Raw genomic sequence first — 17,890 nt, forward strand, 5'->3', positions numbered from 1 at the left:
TTTGCGCCTTAGCGTCTTTGCGAGAAACATATTATTCGTGAATTCGTGGCTAAAATGAATTAAGCATGACAATTTTAGACGGAAAAAAAACAAGTAACGAAATTAAAGAAGAAATAGCAGATAACGTAAATGCTATGGTTAAAAAAGGCGAAAGAGTACCGCATCTCGCTGCTATTTTAGTCGGGTCGGATGGCGCAAGCATGACCTATGTTAACGCCAAAGTTAAAGCTTGTAAACGTGTTGGGTTTGATTCGACACTTATCGAGCTGCCCGAATACACAACCGAAGAGGATTTACTTGAAAAGATAAACGATTTAAATACCAACGTTGCCATTGATGGTTTTATCGTGCAGTTACCATTGCCCGATCAAATTGATGAACAAAAGGTGTTAATGGCAATAAATCCTGATAAAGATGTAGATGGTTTTCACCCTGTAAATGTGGGAAGAATGGCTTTAGATTTGCCAACATTTTTACCCGCAACACCATACGGAATCATGGAATTGTTAGAGCGCTATCAAATTGAAACTTCAGGTAAGAATGTGGTGGTTATGGGACGAAGCCATATTGTTGGTCGCCCGATGAGTATATTAATGAGCCAAAAAAGAAAAGCAGGCGATGCAACGGTAACTGTGGTTCATAGCCGCTCAAAAAACTTAGCAGACATCACCAAAAAAGCCGATATAATTGTTGCTGCCATAGGGATTTCAGAATTTTTAACGGGCGATATGGTTAAAGAAGATGTGGTTATCATTGATGTTGGTATTACGCGTGTGCCGGACGCAACTAAGAAAAATGGCTACAGATTAGCAGGCGATGTGCATTTTGAAAGTGTAAGTAAAAAAGCAAGCTATATTACGCCAGTTCCCGGTGGTGTTGGCCCCATGACGATTGCCATGTTGCTTAAAAACACATTGTTGGCAAGAGAAAGACGTTGAAATTAGTGCTAAATATTTTATTAAATTGCGTTATGGATTTTCAGGTTTATAACGCCATTTTTTTATTTAATAGAGTCGCAATTGGAAGTTTAGAGCATATACTACCCATTCTTGTTTCCGTACTATTTTGTGTTTTTTTCATTAGACATTCCAAACGAAAATTCACTAAAAGTCAGCAAGCTAAAGCGTTACACACATTTGGTTGTTTGGTTTCCTTAGTTGTATTGACATTCCATTTATACCATGTAAGTTTGGGAAATTACAGCATCAAAACAGATTTGCCTTTGTATTTGTGCAGTTTGGTAGCCTTGCTAATCCCCATTTTTACTTATTTCAGGAAATTTTGGATGTACGAAATATTATTGTTTTGGATAATTGCAGGAACGACGCACGGTGTTTTAACACCAGATATTGCCGAGGGTTTTCCAACCTTTGATTACTTTAGATATTGGACCGTACACCTGGGATTATTAATCATTATTTTTTATGCCATTTTTGTTTTTAAAATGAAGCCTACATTTAAAAGTGTTTTTAAATCGTTTGTTGCGTTGCAGTGCTACTTTGTTTTTATGGTGATTATCAATTTTATTTTAAATGCCAATTATTTTTATTTGAATGAAAAACCACAATCTGCATCTGTATTAGATTATTTTGGTGAATGGCCCGTGTATATCACAGTTGTTCAAATTATTATTATTCCTTATTTTTTGTTGATTTATTTTCCTTTTTATTTAGTAGAAAGAAGCCGAAAAAAGAAAATATCTGCTATTTAGCAAATAATTGATTGGCGTCTTTGAAGGCTTTAAATTCTAAAGCATTTCCCGATGGGTCGTAAAAAAACATGGTGGCTTGCTCACCAACCAAACCTTCAAACCTAATATAGGGTTCAATACTAAATTCAACGTTTTTGCTTTTTAAATCTTCCGCGAAAGCGTGAAAAACATCCCAAGGTAAAACGACACCGAAGTGGGGCACGGGAACCGATTTTCCGTCAACCGCATTGGTGTGTAAATCGGTATCCGTTTTTGGTTTGTAATGAATCACCAATTGGTGCCCAAAAAAGTTAAAATCTACCCAATGGTCGCTGCTACGTCCTTCTTCGCAATTTAAAATATCGCGATAAAAGGTTCTGCAAGTTTCTAAATTATAAACTGGAATGGCGAGATGAAAAGGAGATAGCACAGTTGAAATTGCTTAAATGTTTTTATAAAAATAGTGTTTATCTTTTACATTCAATTTTCCAAGTCGGGTACACTATTTTTTCGGTTTTATCCACCCATTCTCCAATCCATTTATAGCCCAATTTACTAATGTCGTAAAAGGTTAAACGGTAAAAACCGTCCATTCCGTTGGGGGCTTTTTGTTCGCGATACAATACAATATTGCCGTTTTCCCGTTTATTCCCTGTCCAAGTGGATAATTTAGGGGATGGTGTTTTAGACGAATAATAATGCACAAACCATTTACTGCTATCGGTAATAAATTGCCTGATGCTTCCCGAATGTCCGCCATCAGCTTTCAAGGTTTCGTCCTGCACGCCCATGCCATTCATAATATATTTCCACCGCCATATCATATTAACAGCATCATTCCAAGTGCCGTCTTGTTTTCTGGATGTCGATTTGCAATGGCATTCACCAATTAGTGCATCAAAATCTTTAACTTGTGCCGGCGCGTTTGGATTGGCTTGTCCAAAAGGAAACGCTTCCGAAGCATCGTAATCATATTGTGCAAAAGCAGCGCATGATATTAAAAATAGCATTTTAGTTATTAGTCTCATAATTAACGTTTTTCTAAAGTTAATTAAGAAATGGAAGCGCTATACAGGTTTTATGATTAAATTAACAGGATGCCTATTTTTTTTTGCGACTATTTTTATTGTAAGTTTTACTTGAGCCCTCTAAAAGATTATTTAATTCGCTAAATTCCTCTTTGGTCAATTCTCGATATTTACCAACAGGCATATCCAGTTTAATATTCATAATCCTGATACGCTTAAGCGTTTGCACTTCGTAGTTGAGATATTCGCACATGCGACGAATTTGCCGATTTAAACCTTGTGTTAATATGATGCTGAACGTATTGGAATTAATTTTTTTAACGACACATTTATTGGTCGATTTCCCTAATTCCTCCAGGTAAATTCCACCGGACATTCTTTTAATAAAGGTTTGCGAAATAGGCTTATCAACCGTAACAATGTATTCTTTGTCGTGGTTATTGCTGACTCTAAGGATTTTATTTACAATATCGCCATCGTCTGTTAAAAGTATTAGGCCTTCGCTGGGTTTATCTAATCTGCCAATAGGAAAAATGCGTCTCGGGTAATTAATAAAATCGATAATATTATCTTTTTCAACACTTGTATCCGTGGTACAGACTATACCGACAGGTTTGTTAAACGCCAAATAAACAAAGGCTTCTTTGGTGTTTTTAATTTCTTCACCATCAACATGCACCACATCGTTGGGGGCTATTTTTGTACCCATTTCTGGCACTGCGCCGTTAATGGTAACTCTGCCAGCTTCAATGAGTTTGTCTGCTTCTCTGCGCGAGCAATATCCAGCTTCGCTTAAAAATTTATTGATACGTTTTAATGATTGGCTCATGCTGCAAAAGTACGATAATCTATGATTTTAAGAACTCAAGAATATGATTGTGCACCACATCGTTATTTAAAGAATGCCCATAACCGGTAGTTTGAATAAGTTTACTGTTTTTTAGGTTTTTATGAATAGCCTCTGAGTCGTTTATAGGAATGATTCTGTCTTTTTTATCATGAATAATTAAACCATCTACATTAATTAATGTACTGTGTTTTGCCGATGAAAACGTGTTTGCCGGTGCTCCAAAACGCTTAAGAATTAAATCTTCGAGCGCATTGATTACTTTAGAGTTGTAACTTAATAGACTGGTGTAGTTTTCAAAAATGTCTGTAAATTCATTTGGGGCTCCAAGTAATATCATTTTCTTTAAACTCGGTAATTGATGTTTTTTTTGAAAAAAGATAGATGCCATACCACCAACCGAGTGCCCAATAATTATTTCTGGCTGAAATTTTTGCGTTACCACATGAATAAATTCGGCATATAAAATGGCATTAAAGGTGTCGCCACCTGAGTTGCCATGAGCTGGCGCATCTAGGGAAACAATGTTGTAATGGTGTTTTTGTAAAACAGAAATAAGGTTTTTCCATCGTGCCGTATTGCTCTCCCACCCATGAACCAGCAAAACGGTTTTGCCTTTGCCTGCCCAATGATAGGTTGCAATATTCAAACCATCGTGCTCCATATTTAAAGTATCGGCAGATTTTAAATATACGGATTGCTCAGGTGTTACTTTTCCTTTTCTCGGCGTTGCAAAAAGCGTCATAGCTTTATTGGCAGCGTATGTTTTTGAAAAGTAACTGCTTGTGTTTATTAGTTTGCCAACTATTTTGGGTAGCGCTTTTTCAATTTTCTTTTTCATTTTTATGCTTCTCTATTTACTAAATCCATAGAAAACGCAGGTGTGCAGATGGCAATGTATTCGCATACTTCGGTAAATGGATTGGAATATTGTACCCTCGTGTTTTTTTCTATTTTAATGGATTCGCCTGCATTTAAAACCACGGTCTCGCCTTCAATAATAAATTGCTTTTTGCCTCTGATGATAAAAGTGTATTCATCAAATTCGGGTGTTTGGAACGGTTCGCTCCAACCAGCAGGTGCTTTCATGTGCGCAATACTTATTTTAGAATTATTATCGGTTGCCCTTCCAAAATGTTCGTTTATAATTTTACCATCGGTAGTTGGAACAACAAACGGTGTGTTTTGTATGGTATATTTTTTTTTGGACATATTTTACTTTTTTAGCTTCTAACTTTTCATCGGTTTTTTCTTAATCATGCCGCCTTTTAAATCTTTTACAACACCCATAATTACAAACGCTTTTTCGTCAATTTTATCAATTTCAGTTTGCAGTTTTGCCAACTCTAATCGGGTGACAATGGTGTAAATAATGTCTTTGTCGTAGCTTTCGCCATTTTTACCAAAGCCACCTTTTCCGGCATAAATAGTACAAGCGCGCCCAAGTTTTTTTGTAAGCATAAGCCGTAGTTCTTCATGGTTATTGGATATTACAGTAACACCCACATATTCCTCAACACCATCAACCACAAAATCAACGGTACGTGCAGCAGCCAAATAAGTTAAAATCGCATAAAGTGCTGTTTCCATAGATAAAATATAGCCACCCACAGAAAATATTATAATGTTTATGAGCAGCAGTACATCACCAATAGTAAGTGACAGTTTTCTGCCTAAATAAATGGCTAAAACCTCGGTGCCATCAATAACGCTGCCACCTCGCATAGACATGCCAATGCCCAAACCCAGAAAGAAACCACCAAAAACGGCTATAAGTAATTTATCTTCTGTTATAATGGGATAGTCTACATAATGGACCACAAACGCTAAAAAGGTAATAGCGGCAATACTCCTTAAAGCGAATTTGTTACCAATGGTTTTTGATGCCAAATACAAAAAAGGAAGATTGACAAGTACCAATAACAAACCTAGATTTAACGAGGTTACATGCTCTAATAATAACGAGATACCTGTGGCGCCGCCATCTATAAATTTATTGGGCAATAAAAAGCCTTTTAACCCAAACCCTGCGGAAAATACACCAACTATAATGAAAAAATATTCCTTAACAGCGTGCGATAACTCTATTTGTAATTTTCTAACCGTTGGGGCTAGATCGTTTTTTTCTAAGGTACTATGGGCATCTTCACCTTTAAGCTTTTTTCGAGCTATGTTTACTAAAAGCTTTGAGATAAAAGGGATCATAGGATTTGTTTTGGAATTTTAATTTTTCTTGAATCTTGGTACTTTTCGTTTAATACAGCGAAAAGCTATTAATTTTTACTCCAATTTAAGAAAAAATATTTCAATTTGGCATCATCAGGAATATGAGCTGCTTCAATGTCTAAATCCATATCAAAACGAAGATTGGCAGGTAGTTCTTTTTTATCAATTGTAAAAGCTGCATTAATTTCGTTTACAGAAACCACAATGGAGTTAATCAAATTGTCAATCCTTGAAATTTTATAATTATTGGCAATATCTTTAAAGGTGCTTAATGTGGTTATGTTTTTATCGGTTTTAAATCGGGCGTCGAAAATTTGAACACTTTCAATAACCGAGGTAGAATCCAACGATTGCCTAGGTGTTAAAGCCAATAGTTTTTTGCCGCCTTTTTCAAAAATTTTAATGTCATTATTATTGCCCGTAAACTCGTCGCCGCTAATAAATTTTACGATAGAATCGTTACTAAAAACAGTTTCTAAATCTTTAACTTTGGTTGAGTCGGTTAATAATCCAATATGCTGTTTACTAATTTGAAATGGGTCTTGTTCCTTTTTGCAACTGGCCAAAAGTAGGGTAAAGATAATAAGGCTTAAAATTAATTTATTCATGTGTTAATTTGGTTTTACTTGTTGTTTTTCTTCCCTTTATAGAGGTATTACTTGGTTACAGCGGTGACTATTTTTTCATCAGTTTTGTAAGAATACCAAAAGCACTTCTTATAAAAGTGGCGCTTGTAAGGACCTTAACTATCGGATTCATGCGTGTACTTCGTCGTCTTGTGGTTGATGTTCGTCGTTTAGATTCTGCTTTTTTAAGAGCTTCTTTTTCTTGGCGCGCTTTTTCCTGGGCTTCTTCGGCTTCAGCTTGTTTTATTTTTTCGTTAAGCATTTCGTAGGCACTTTCCCTATCGATGGTTTCGTTATATTTTTTTACCAATTTCGATTGCGATAATAAGTTGCTTAATTCGCTATCGGTTAACACATCCATTCTGCTCATTGGTGCCCGCATCATGGTAGCCGCAAGCGGGGTAGGGCGTCCTTTTTCATCCAATGCCGATACTAGGGCTTCACCAATACCTAATGATGTTAAAACTTCGGCTGTATCATAATATTCCGAATCCGGATAATTTTGTGCGGTTAGTTTAATGGCTTTTCTGTCTTTTGCTGTAAAGGCTCTTAAGGCATGTTGGACTTTTAATCCTAATTGACTTAAAACCGCTTCGGGTACATCGGTTGGGTTTTGGGTTACAAAATACAATCCGACACCTTTACTACGAATTAGTTTTACAATACTTTCAATTTGACTTAATAAGGCTTTTGAAGCTTCATTGAAAATTAAATGCGCCTCGTCGATAAACATTACAAGTTCTGGCCTATCACTATCGCCTTGTTCTGGGAAAGTTGAATAAATTTCGGCCAACAAGCTCAACATAAACGTTGAAAACAGTTTGGGTCTGTCTTGTATATCGGTAAGTCTGATAATGTTTATGTAGCCTCTGCCGTCTTCATCAACTCGTAATAAATCGTCAACCTCAAACGAGGTTTCACCAAAAAACAAATCGGCACCTTGTTGTTCAAGTTCTACAACCTTTCTTAAGATAGCACCTGTTGATGCGGTTGATATCCTGCCATAGGCTTCGGTAAATTCTTTTTTACCTTCATTGGTGGCATATTGCAGAATTTTTTTAAAATCCTTTAAGTCGAGAATGGGATATTTATTGTCGTCGCAATACTGAAAAATAACGGCAACAACACCAGATTGGGTTTCAGTTAAATCTAAAATACGCGATAATAAAACAGGGCCGAATTCGCTAACGGTTGCTCTTAATCTTACGCCATCTTGTTCGGAAAGGGTTAATATTTCAACAGGAAACGATTTGGCTTCAAACGGCAATCCTATTTTTTCGTGGCGTTCATCAATTTTAGGATGACCGGGACTTGGTTGCGCCAATCCGCTTAAATCACCTTTAATATCCATCAGCAAAACAGGGATGCCTTTGTCGCTTAAATTTTCGGCTAAAACCTGCAACGATTTTGTTTTGCCCGTACCGGTAGCTCCCGCAATTAAACCATGGCGGTTTAAGGTTTTTAAAGGGATTTTTACATGTGCGCCAGTAACGGTTTCGCCGTTTAACATGGCAGCGCCAATAGGGATAAAATCGCCTTTTGTGGTATTGCCGTCGGTAATGTATTTAAAAAAAGTATCCTTATTACTCATGCTTCAAAAATTTGCATAAAAGTACAGGAAAAATGAAGAAGAAAAAAATAGTGTTTAGAGCGAATAAGCGCTATTTTGTTTTTTCAATAAACTGTAGATGTTTAGTGTTGGCATTTAAGCTACTTAGGTCTGTTTATTGACATAATTTTTTGCGACTGAAGTGATATAGTTGCTGTATTGCTTAATGCTCAGTTAATCATAAAATTAATTTGAAAAGGAAATGTATTTAATAATTAAAATAACTTAAAGGAATATGTATCTTTGCAAACTATGAATAAGGAGATACAATTATTAGTTGATAAAGGCGAAATGTTGCCCTTAATGGAAGAGTTTTATACCATCCAAGGTGAAGGCTATCATAAAGGGACGGCGGCTTATTTTATTCGTATTGGTGGCTGCGATGTAGGTTGCCATTGGTGCGATGTAAAAGAAAGTTGGAATGCCAATATACATCCGCCAACTGAAACGCTCAAAATTGTAGAAAACGCAAAAAAATACAGCGATACCATTGTAATAACAGGTGGTGAGCCATTAACGTGGGACATGACCTTGTTAACCGATAGGCTTAAGGCCGAAGGTTTACAAACGCATATTGAAACCTCTGGTGCGTACAAATTAACCGGAACTTGGGATTGGATTTGCTTGTCTCCCAAAAAACTAAAATTGCCCACCAACGAAATTTATGAAAAGGCCCACGAACTTAAAGTAATTGTTTATAATAAAGACGATTTTCGCTTTGCGGAAGAACAAGCCGCCAAAGTAAATAAGAACTGCATTTTATACTTACAGCCCGAATGGAGCAAACGTGATAAAGTCGTGCCGGAAATTGTAGATTACGTCATGAAAAATCCTAAATGGAAAGTATCGCTACAAACCCATAAATATTTGAATATTCCTTAAATTCAGTCTTCAGTCTTCGGTCATAAAGTAATCAATAAAAAATGTTCCAACGGTATAAAACCATTGGAACATTTTATATTATTTAACGCCTAGCGTCTTATTTTGTAAAAGGAACCGTTAATCTTGCGGTGCCCCAACCCAAATGCATATTTACGCCGTTATCAGCTTCATCAAAAGCAATTGAGAAGGCTTCAATAGATTCTTCCGATACGTTTAATGGTACCGATAAGCGTGCTACATCATTGGCTTCGTTATAAAAGTACGAACCCCACACATTTAAGTCTGAATTAATTATTGCTGTGCATTCTTCCTCTCCAGGTATTAAATAAAATGTGTAAGTACCAGCTTTTACGGTTTTGTTTCCCAATTTCATATCGGTATAAAGCGTTAGTTCTGCCGCTTCATTGGCGCCAGTTCGCCATACTTTGCCGCTAGGAGCCAAAGTGGCTAAGTCTCTTCCTTTAAGTTGTGGCCGGCTATACACAATCTTTATTAATTTGTTTGACTCTTTGTAATCAGACGGGAATGCCGCAGCATCCATTGGGCTTTTATCTAATTTACTAAATTTTTGAGCATTAACATTAGTGGTTAAAAGCATAACAAATGCAAAAGCCAAGGTCGTGATAAGTGTTGATTTTTTCATAATGATTTTTAAGTTTTAAGAATGATTTAAAAGTACTGCGATATTGTCTTAATATTTTTATAAAAGTCGTTTCAATATGTTAAAGTTTACAATATTGAAGCATATCTTCTTGAAATTTATCTATATAGTTTCATATTTACATTAATAACGATAAATTAGTTTTAAATTATAATCAATTGTTCGCTTTGTGTTTTTATAATAAAAGTATAATGGCATTTTTGTACCGTTAATTAGAATTAAATATTTTTAAAGATAAAGATTATGTGTGGAATTGTATGTGCATTCGATTTAAAACAGAAGGCCGAAGATTTAAGACCTCAAATATTAGAAATGTCTAAAACCATTCGTCATCGTGGACCAGATTGGAGCGGTATTTATAGCGATGATAAAGCCATTTTAGCGCACGAACGTTTGGCTATTGTTGATCCGGCTTCGGGAAAACAACCTTTGTTTAGTGAAGATAAAAAACTGATTCTTGCCGCAAACGGCGAGATTTATAACCATCGGGAATTGCGCCAACAATTTGATGGCAAATACAACTTTCAAACCGAAAGCGATTGCGAGGTTATTTTAGCTCTGTATAAAGAAAAGGGCGTTGATTTTGTAGATGACATGAACGGTATTTTCGGATTTGCTATCTACGACGTTGAAAAAGACGAATATTTTGTGGCCAGAGATCACATGGGCATTATTCCTTTATACATTGGTTGGGATAAAAACGGAACATTTTATGTGGCCTCAGAATTAAAGGCTTTAGAAGGTGTTTGTACTAAAATTGAACTGTTTCCGCCAGGGCATTATTTAAGCAGTAAAGACGGGGAGTTTGTAAAATGGTACAATAGGGAATGGACCGAGTATGATGCAGTTAAAGATAACGAAACCAGTATTGCAGAAGTAAAACAAGCTTTGGAAGATGCAGTGCACAGGCAATTAATGAGTGATGTGCCGTACGGTGTTTTACTTTCCGGAGGATTGGATTCTTCGGTAACATCGGCCATTGCTAAAAAATATTCTGAAAGACGAATTGAAGCAGACGATAAAGAAAAAGCGTGGTGGCCCCAATTGCACTCCTTTTCTGTAGGGTTGGAAGGCTCACCAGATTTAGCTGCCGCCAAAAAAGTGGCCGACCATATTGGTACCGTACATCACGAAATCAAATTCACCATTCAAGAAGGTTTGGATGCGGTTAAAGATGTTATTTATAACATTGAAACTTACGATATTACCACGATACGCTCGTCTACACCAATGTATTTAATGGCGCGTGTTATTAAGTCTATGGGTATTAAAATGGTATTGTCAGGCGAAGGCGCCGATGAGATTTTTGGAGGTTATTTATACTTCCACAAAGCACCGGATGCTAAAGAGTTTCACGACGAAACCGTGCGTAAACTAGACAAATTGCACATGTACGATTGTTTAAGGGCCAACAAAAGTTTGGCAGCTTGGGGCATTGAGGGACGTGTACCATTTTTAGATAAAGAATTTATCGATGTGGCCATGCGCATCAATCCAAAAGATAAAATGATTAACGGCGAGCGCATGGAAAAATGGGTGATTCGTAAGGCGTTTGAAGACATGATTCCGGAAAGCGTCGCATGGAGGCAGAAAGAACAATTTAGCGATGGCGTAGGTTACAGTTGGATTGACACGCTAAAGGAATTGGTTGAAAAGGAGGTAACCGATGAGCAAATGGAGAATGCTAAATACCGTTACCCAATTCAAACCCCAATAAACAAAGAAGAGTATTATTATCGCACCATTTTTGAAGAGCATTTCCCGAGTGATGCCGCAGCTTTAAGCGTACCACAAGAGCCAAGTGTGGCCTGTAGCACAAAAATAGCTTTAGAATGGGATGAAGCTTTTAAGAATATGAACGACCCATCGGGTAGGGCAGTTGCAAAAGTGCATGATGATGCCTATTAAAAGGTAATCAGTTATATTTTATTTGAGTAAAGACCAGCGTTTTTGTTGGTCTTTTTTTGTTTATTAAAATCTCAAATGATGCGTTTTAAATCGTTTTCTATTTTTTGTGAAAAACGAAAGACTAAAAAACACTCAAAATCCAATCTAAGGTACTTTTTAGGCGATTTAAGAGTGTTTTGAGTAATTAACAATTGTTGATAATTATTGAACAAACTCGTTAAAATGCTTTTTAAAGGCTTTGTTATTTCGTATATTTGTTTGTATTCAAAAGGATGCTAAAAAGCATCTTTTTTTGTGTAAAATATAATTATAAAAAAGATTATAAAATAATATCATATGAGCGAAAAAAGAGAAGAATTTAATAAGGATAATTATTCGGCAGATAGTATTCAGGCCTTAGAAGGCATGGAGCATGTGCGTATGCGTCCGTCCATGTATATCGGGGATACGGGCACAAGAGGTTTGCATCATTTGGTTTATGAAGTTGTAGACAACTCCATTGATGAAGCTCTAGCAGGCCATTGCGATAATATTACGGTAACCATTAACGAGGACAACTCGATTACCACAGAAGATGATGGACGTGGTATTCCAATTGATATTCACAAAAAAGAAGGCGTTTCGGCACTCGAGGTTGTAATGACCAAAATTGGTGCCGGTGGAAAGTTCGATAAAGATTCTTATAAAGTATCTGGAGGATTGCATGGTGTTGGTGTGAGTTGTGTAAACGCATTATCAACCCATCTCAAAGCGACCGTTTATAGAAAAGGAGAAATTTGGGAGCAGGAATACGAAAAAGGGAAACCCATGTATCCTGCCAAAAAGGTTGGCGAAACCGATAAAAGAGGAACCATTGTTACTTTTAAGCCAGATCCAACCATTTTCACCCAAACACTGGAGTATAGCTACGATACTTTGGCAAGCAGAATGCGAGAGCTGGCATATCTTAATAAAGGAATTACCGTGCATCTCGTTGATAAACGACATAAAAATGAAGAGGGTGAGTTTGAGGGTGAAACATTTCATTCGGAAGAAGGTTTAAAGGAATTTATCAAGTTTTTGGATGGAAACCGCGAACCCTTGATAAATGAAGTAATTGCTTTTGAAGGTGAAAAGAATGGTGTGCCTGTTGAGGTGGCTATGATTTATAACACATCGTATGCCGAAAACCTGCATTCTTATGTAAATAATATTAATACGCATGAAGGAGGGACCCATTTATCGGGCTTCCGTCGCGGATTGACTCATACCCTTAAAAAGTATGCCGATGAATCTGGGATGTTGGATAAATTAAAATTTGATATTGCCGGAGATGATTTCCGTGAAGGTTTAACAGCTATTATTTCGGTAAAAGTTCAAGAACCACAATTTGAAGGGCAAACAAAAACCAAATTAGGTAACCGTGAAGTTTCGGCATCGGTTAGTCAAGCGGTTTCAGAAATGTTAACCGATTATTTAGAAGAACATCCAGACGATGCCAAAACCATTGTTCAAAAGGTGATTCTTGCTGCTCAAGCGCGTCATGCAGCTCAAAAAGCACGCGAAATGGTGCAGCGTAAAACCGTAATGAGTATTGGCGGTTTACCCGGGAAATTATCCGATTGCTCGGAGCAGGATCCAGCAAAATGTGAAGTGTTTTTAGTTGAGGGTGACTCGGCAGGTGGAACCGCTAAACAAGGTCGAGATAGAGCCTTTCAAGCCATACTGCCTCTGCGTGGAAAAATATTAAATGTTGAAAAAGCCATGCAACATAAAGTGTTTGAAAACGAAGAGATTAAAAATATTTTCACGGCTTTAGGTGTAACTATTGGTACCGAGGAGGATAGCAAAGCACTTAATTTATCAAAATTAAGGTACCATAAAATTGTGATTATGTGTGATGCCGATATTGATGGTAGCCACATTGCAACCTTAATTTTAACCTTCTTCTTTAGGTATATGAGGGAGCTTATAGAAAATGGTCATGTTTACATAGCAACACCGCCATTATATCTAGTTAAAAAAGGCGCTAAAAAACAGTATGCGTGGTCTGATAAAGAACGTGACGAGATTGTTGCAGAATTTGGAGAAAACTCTAAAATACAGCGCTATAAGGGTCTTGGTGAGATGAACGCGGAGCAACTTTGGGACACCACAATGAATCCGGAGTTTAGAACCATGCGTTTAGTGCAAATCGATAACGGTACAGAGGCAGATCGAATTTTCTCAATGTTAATGGGCGATGAAGTACCACCACGTAGAGAGTTTATAGAGAAGAATGCTATTTATGCCAATATTGACGCATAATTAAAATTAATTTATAGAATTAAAAATGTCGCTTAATTTAAGCGACATTTTTTATGGATATGATTGAGGTGTTTTAGGATTAATTAAAATGCTTGTTTAAATCCCTAATCCCAAACCAATCCTTGGAGTACTTACGTTTATTCTTGCGGTCACGGTGTTTCTTCTAGGGTGTCCCTGGTAATAGTGCCCATCATACCTATAATAATAAACCGTGGCATGATGGTAATAATAATCACTATGATGACAATGGTGGTTGCAATGCTCATAATGTTCGGCATAGGCATCTCGCTTTCCCTTCATGTAAGCTTTGTGTGCTTTTCTGTCTCTTCTTTTTAAATCTTTTTCATAAGCTTTTTGTTCTTTCCAAAAAGCTTCCTCCTCAGCTTTTGTTTCGGCACTAAACTCCTGTTCGAATTTAGCGTCTTCTTGAGCTCTTTTCTGATAATAGGATTTTTTATCCATCTTTGTTTCATTCGAAACCTCAGCTTCCTGGGCTTGAATTGCAATTGAAAAACTTAACGCTGCTATTAATACTATTGATTTAAATAAGGTCATAACTTTTAATTTTAAAATTTAATAAATGCACTTTACAAGTGCTTTCATAAATAAGACAACCCTAAAGTTTTTTACCCTACCTTCAATTCTATTATTTTTAGATCATTGGATTGTTAATAAGAAAAAAGCTGCCTAATTTTTTTAGACAGCTTAGTTTTTTGTGGATTAAAAATCAAACCCTATGGAGAATTGCCATACCCTGTTTTGCGGACTTCCTTCGTCGTATACTTCGCCCATTCCGAGATGATATCTTACACCCAATGAAACTCCGGAACTTGTTTTAAAGCCGCCTCCAAAGTTAAAACCCCAATCGAGTGTATTTGGTTCAAATTCTTGAGAGGTATCAAATAGTCCAAAGTTACTATCAAATTCTTCCTTATGTGAAATCGCTAAACCTATTTGTGGGCCCGCTTCTAAAAAGAAGCTTTCGCTTGGATATAGTTTTAATGATAAGGGAAGATTCAAATAATCTAATTTTTGGGTAAATGTGCCGCCATTATCTCTAAGTTCGTAGCCTTGTTGTGAGTATAAAAATTCTACTTGAAGGGCAGCACTTTCGCTTAAAAACGATTCGCCATAAAAACCTAAATGAAAGGCGTGACGCTGACCGGTTTCGGTATCGCCATCAAAACTTACAGCAGCTAGATTGTAGCCAAATTTTATCCCTGCGTTGGAATTGTTATTGCTATTGTTTTCTTGTGCTTGCAAGCTAAATAAAGTTGTAAAAATTAAGCTTAATGTTAAAAATGTGTTTTTCATTGTTTGTAGGATTAAATGATTATTAATAATTTATTTTCCGCCATTGGCTTGTAAATCGGCTATACATTGCGCATCCAATTCGGGTGCTTTATTACTGCCAATTAAATTGGACAAACCGTCGCCGGTTTCGGCAGACCAGTACATTAAACAGTCCTCGTCGTTACAATGTTTAGCATGTGAGCTGTCTTCATGGTTACTAACCATTGGTGTACCTAGGTTTGTGAGGCCAAAAATATGTCCGAATTCATGTGTGATAACCGTAGTTTCTAAAACACTTCTGTCAGGTTCAAAAGCACTGTTGCTTAAATCTTCAATGGTTTCTTGATAAATAACAAATGACGTGTTTCGGTAGGCGGTACCTAAAACAACACCATTCTCGGTGTTTTTGTTTGATTCGCCGTTTGCAAAAAATGCCCAAATCGCGATTTGATTGTTGGTATTATACTTTGTTCTATTAGAGTCTTCAATACTTATAATATCTTCGATGCTGTACTTCAATTTACCTGTTGGCGCAATAGATCTTTTTTCAATTGTAATGCCATTAGGTTTAAATGTTCGTGCTTCAATGAAGGATTTTAAATTGTTTATCGCGGTTTGTGTAGGTTCGAATCCGTCTACATAAACAAGCTCGATAATCATACTTTTAAATGTGCTGCTCGATAATAGATCGTTGGCCGAAGCTCCCGTGGTTTTTCGATTTGCAGCTTTGTTGGTTTCTGTGCCGCCGTTATTAGAGTCGACTTGATTGGATACTTCTTCTTTAGAACAAGCCATTAAAGAAACTATAAGTAAAAGTGTTATTAAAAATCTATACTTCATATTGAGAATACTTTTCGTTTATATTTTAAAAACAGCTGCTATTTTTTAGCAGCTGTTTTACCATAACATACGTCACAAATGCGAATCTAGTTTTAAATTTGGGTTAATACTAGAGTTATTGCAGCATTTGTTGTGCTTTGCAGAGAGATTGAACTTTCTGAGTAGCTTGTAACTTCCCAACTATGGTTTAATAATTCGAAAGTAGCGTTGCCCGTAAAAGTTAAATTTAAAAATACTTCAAGCTCTGATGTTACAGCGTATGTCCCTTCAACATCGCTAATGGTTGTATTTACCGTGTTTTTAGCAACACAACTTAAATCGTTAGCAAAATCTATGGTGTAGTTTGCATAATCCGTAGCTGTATCAACACCCGCGGTAATAAACGATTCTACTTTAAAAGCGCCTTCAACTAAAATGGTTTCTAAAGATTTAGCATTTTCTTCGGCTTCTTCTTTAGCGTCATCTGTGGCTAAACAATCTGTAATTTGAGTTTTTAAATCGAAATCACTAGCAACTTCTACCACCGTATCTCCGTTAACGGTTGCCGTTATTGGGTAGTTTATGGCAAATCTATCATTGCTTTCTAAATTATTCATGTAGGCATATAATTGTTGTTCAGATTCTATAACCACGCTACCTGTTTGCTCTAAATTTAAGTTGTAGGTTAGAATGGTTATCGGAAAATCGATGTTTAAACAATTAATAGCGGCCTCACCTTGTTGTTCGGCTTGCTCACAAGCGTTCATAAGCGCATCGTACTCGGTTTGATTGGCGATTTGAACTTCGGTGTAATTGCTCATCATAACCGATAAAGGAAATTGAAATTCAATCGTATCATTATCATTAATGAATTCTCCTAAAATGCTTAAAACCAAATCGAATTGAGATTCACTTACTATGGTTAACTCAGTACCGTTAATAGTTGCGGTAACGGGCAAAATTATTGAAGAGCAAGATGTGCCATCTAAAAAGTCATCAAAACTTCCATCGTGCATCGAGGAACGCTCCAGGTTACTTGCAGTTTCAGAGTTTGGGGAATTGGTATTTGGATTTTGACCATTTTCACTATCAATTTCATCTTGACAAGAAGTTAATCCTAAAAATGAAAGAAATAAGATTGCTGTAAATAATTTTAAGGTTTTCATAATACTAATTTTTTTTGGGTTTTTTAATTTTTCTTTTTCATAGCGATTTTTTCGCCTTTCTATAAGTAAGACACCTGTGTTTAATTTTACCCTACTTTTTATTTTAAAATAATTTTTGATATTAAGTAAATAGCTGCCAAAACACTTACTATTAGTGCGATTTTCAATAGAATTTCTGTGATTTTAATAATAGTTTTATTTTTCATAATGTCATTTAAGTTTCTTATAACTTAAAGACATCTAAAAATAAATTTACCCTATTTTTGTAAAAAAATAATAACTTGCCGCCTCAATATTTACCTATTAAATGAATAGCAACAACACCAAACTTTGTGAAGAAACCCACTTTAATACGTTTTATTTAGAGCATATTCAGCATGCCAGCAATTTTGCATATTATAAATGTGGCGATAAAGACAATGCCTTAGATTTGGTGCAAGAAGCCTTTTCTAAAATTTGGGAAAACTGTTCTAAAATTGATTTTACCAAAGCCAAAACGTATTTGTTTACCACGGTAAACAATTTGTTTTTAAATAAAGTAAAACATAATAAGGTGGTTTTGGAATATGCCAAAGCCGCACCTTATATTGATAAAACCAATGAGAGTCCTGAATATTTATTGGAAGAGGAAGAGTTTAAAACCAAATTGCAAAACGCCATAGCTTTACTATCCGAAGCGCAACGCGAGGTGTTTTTATTAAACAGAATAGACGGTAAAAAGTATCGGGAAATAGCGGAAATGCTAGAAATCTCTCAAAAAGCAGTTGAGAAAAGAATGTCTGGCGCACTTAAAATCTTAAGGGCACATATAGAAAATATTTAACTCGGGTAGGGTAAATATAAATATAG

The 17,890-nt window shown here is 36.2% G+C and carries 19 protein-coding genes; 6 read left to right on the top strand and 13 right to left on the bottom strand.

Annotated features, from left to right (window positions below; translation table 11 throughout):
* The first annotated feature begins 65 nt into the window (after positions 1-65).
* Both folD and RNZ46_RS13110 read left to right on the top strand, forming a co-directional pair.
* Positions 66-938: a bifunctional methylenetetrahydrofolate dehydrogenase/methenyltetrahydrofolate cyclohydrolase FolD gene (folD, locus tag RNZ46_RS13105; protein ID WP_316982618.1), complete on the top strand. Its 873-nt coding sequence runs from the start codon at positions 66-68 to the stop codon at positions 936-938.
* A gap of 32 nt (positions 939-970) precedes the next feature.
* Positions 971-1,711 (top strand): YwaF family protein, encoded by a 741-nt coding sequence (locus RNZ46_RS13110; protein ID WP_316982619.1) that lies wholly within the window; start codon positions 971-973, stop codon positions 1,709-1,711.
* Here the strand turns inward: RNZ46_RS13110 and RNZ46_RS13115 are convergent.
* From RNZ46_RS13115 to RNZ46_RS13150, 8 genes are all read right to left on the bottom strand, one after another.
* On the bottom strand, positions 1,704-2,120 hold the full coding sequence (locus RNZ46_RS13115; RefSeq protein WP_434063023.1) for a VOC family protein: 417 nt from the start codon (positions 2,118-2,120) through the stop codon (positions 1,704-1,706). The two genes, RNZ46_RS13110 and RNZ46_RS13115, sit on opposite strands and share 8 nt — an antisense overlap.
* A 37-nt stretch (positions 2,121-2,157) precedes the next feature.
* Entirely contained in the window at positions 2,158-2,718 is a 561-nt protein-coding gene (locus RNZ46_RS13120) for a hypothetical protein (protein WP_316982620.1), read from the bottom strand.
* 73 nt (positions 2,719-2,791) lie between these two features.
* Positions 2,792-3,547, bottom strand: a complete 756-nt coding sequence (locus tag RNZ46_RS13125; protein WP_316982621.1) for a pseudouridine synthase — start codon at positions 3,545-3,547, stop codon at positions 2,792-2,794.
* A gap of 19 nt (positions 3,548-3,566) precedes the next feature.
* Positions 3,567-4,406: an alpha/beta hydrolase gene (locus RNZ46_RS13130; RefSeq protein WP_316982622.1), complete on the bottom strand. Its 840-nt coding sequence runs from the start codon at positions 4,404-4,406 to the stop codon at positions 3,567-3,569.
* Between the two features lie 2 nt (positions 4,407-4,408).
* Positions 4,409-4,777 (bottom strand): cupin domain-containing protein, encoded by a 369-nt coding sequence (locus tag RNZ46_RS13135; protein ID WP_316982623.1) that lies wholly within the window; start codon positions 4,775-4,777, stop codon positions 4,409-4,411.
* Positions 4,778-4,795: 18 nt separating this feature from the next.
* Positions 4,796-5,770: a YitT family protein gene (locus RNZ46_RS13140; RefSeq protein WP_316982624.1), complete on the bottom strand. Its 975-nt coding sequence runs from the start codon at positions 5,768-5,770 to the stop codon at positions 4,796-4,798.
* Positions 5,771-5,838: 68 nt separating this feature from the next.
* The gene (locus tag RNZ46_RS13145; RefSeq protein WP_316982625.1) at positions 5,839-6,399 is read right to left on the bottom strand and encodes a hypothetical protein; all 561 of its coding nucleotides are present in this window, start codon (positions 6,397-6,399) and stop codon (positions 5,839-5,841) included.
* A gap of 67 nt (positions 6,400-6,466) precedes the next feature.
* On the bottom strand, positions 6,467-8,008 hold the full coding sequence (locus tag RNZ46_RS13150) for a helicase HerA-like domain-containing protein (protein ID WP_316982626.1): 1,542 nt from the start codon (positions 8,006-8,008) through the stop codon (positions 6,467-6,469).
* A 270-nt stretch (positions 8,009-8,278) separates the two neighbouring features.
* Here RNZ46_RS13150 and RNZ46_RS13155 point away from each other — a divergent pair, with 270 nt between their 5' ends.
* Positions 8,279-8,908, top strand: coding sequence for a 7-carboxy-7-deazaguanine synthase QueE (locus RNZ46_RS13155; protein ID WP_316982627.1), 630 nt, complete (start codon positions 8,279-8,281; stop codon positions 8,906-8,908).
* 97 nt (positions 8,909-9,005) lie between these two features.
* Here the strand turns inward: RNZ46_RS13155 and RNZ46_RS13160 are convergent, their stop codons facing one another.
* Positions 9,006-9,551 (bottom strand): DUF2911 domain-containing protein, encoded by a 546-nt coding sequence (locus RNZ46_RS13160; RefSeq protein ID WP_316982628.1) that lies wholly within the window; start codon positions 9,549-9,551, stop codon positions 9,006-9,008.
* Between the two features lie 261 nt (positions 9,552-9,812).
* On the opposite strand from RNZ46_RS13160, the gene asnB reads away from it, so the two are divergent.
* Together asnB and gyrB are read left to right on the top strand one after the other, a co-directional pair.
* A complete protein-coding gene (gene asnB / locus RNZ46_RS13165) occupies positions 9,813-11,477 on the top strand; it encodes an asparagine synthase B (RefSeq protein ID WP_316982629.1) in 1,665 nt (554 codons plus the stop codon).
* Between the two features lie 336 nt (positions 11,478-11,813).
* Positions 11,814-13,763, top strand: coding sequence for a DNA topoisomerase (ATP-hydrolyzing) subunit B (gyrB, locus tag RNZ46_RS13170; RefSeq protein ID WP_316982630.1), 1,950 nt, complete (start codon positions 11,814-11,816; stop codon positions 13,761-13,763).
* Between the two features lie 96 nt (positions 13,764-13,859).
* On the opposite strand, the gene RNZ46_RS13175 is transcribed toward gyrB, so the two are convergent.
* From RNZ46_RS13175 to RNZ46_RS13190, 4 genes are all read right to left on the bottom strand, one after another.
* Positions 13,860-14,318: a hypothetical protein gene (locus tag RNZ46_RS13175; protein WP_316982631.1), complete on the bottom strand. Its 459-nt coding sequence runs from the start codon at positions 14,316-14,318 to the stop codon at positions 13,860-13,862.
* A 165-nt stretch (positions 14,319-14,483) separates the two neighbouring features.
* Entirely contained in the window at positions 14,484-15,077 is a 594-nt protein-coding gene (locus RNZ46_RS13180) for a porin family protein (protein WP_311942731.1), read from the bottom strand.
* Between the two features lie 30 nt (positions 15,078-15,107).
* Positions 15,108-15,896, bottom strand: coding sequence for a membrane metalloprotease (locus tag RNZ46_RS13185; RefSeq protein ID WP_316982632.1), 789 nt, complete (start codon positions 15,894-15,896; stop codon positions 15,108-15,110).
* A 92-nt stretch (positions 15,897-15,988) separates the two neighbouring features.
* Positions 15,989-17,041, bottom strand: a complete 1,053-nt coding sequence (locus tag RNZ46_RS13190) for a hypothetical protein (RefSeq protein WP_316982633.1) — start codon at positions 17,039-17,041, stop codon at positions 15,989-15,991.
* A gap of 307 nt (positions 17,042-17,348) precedes the next feature.
* Between RNZ46_RS13190 and RNZ46_RS13195 the strand changes: the two genes are divergently transcribed.
* Positions 17,349-17,864, top strand: a complete 516-nt coding sequence (locus RNZ46_RS13195) for an RNA polymerase sigma factor (RefSeq protein WP_316982634.1) — start codon at positions 17,349-17,351, stop codon at positions 17,862-17,864.
* Positions 17,865-17,890: the final 26 nt, after the last annotated feature.

Source organism: Hwangdonia lutea (assembly GCF_032814565.1).
GTDB lineage: Bacteria > Bacteroidota > Bacteroidia > Flavobacteriales > Flavobacteriaceae > Hwangdonia > Hwangdonia lutea.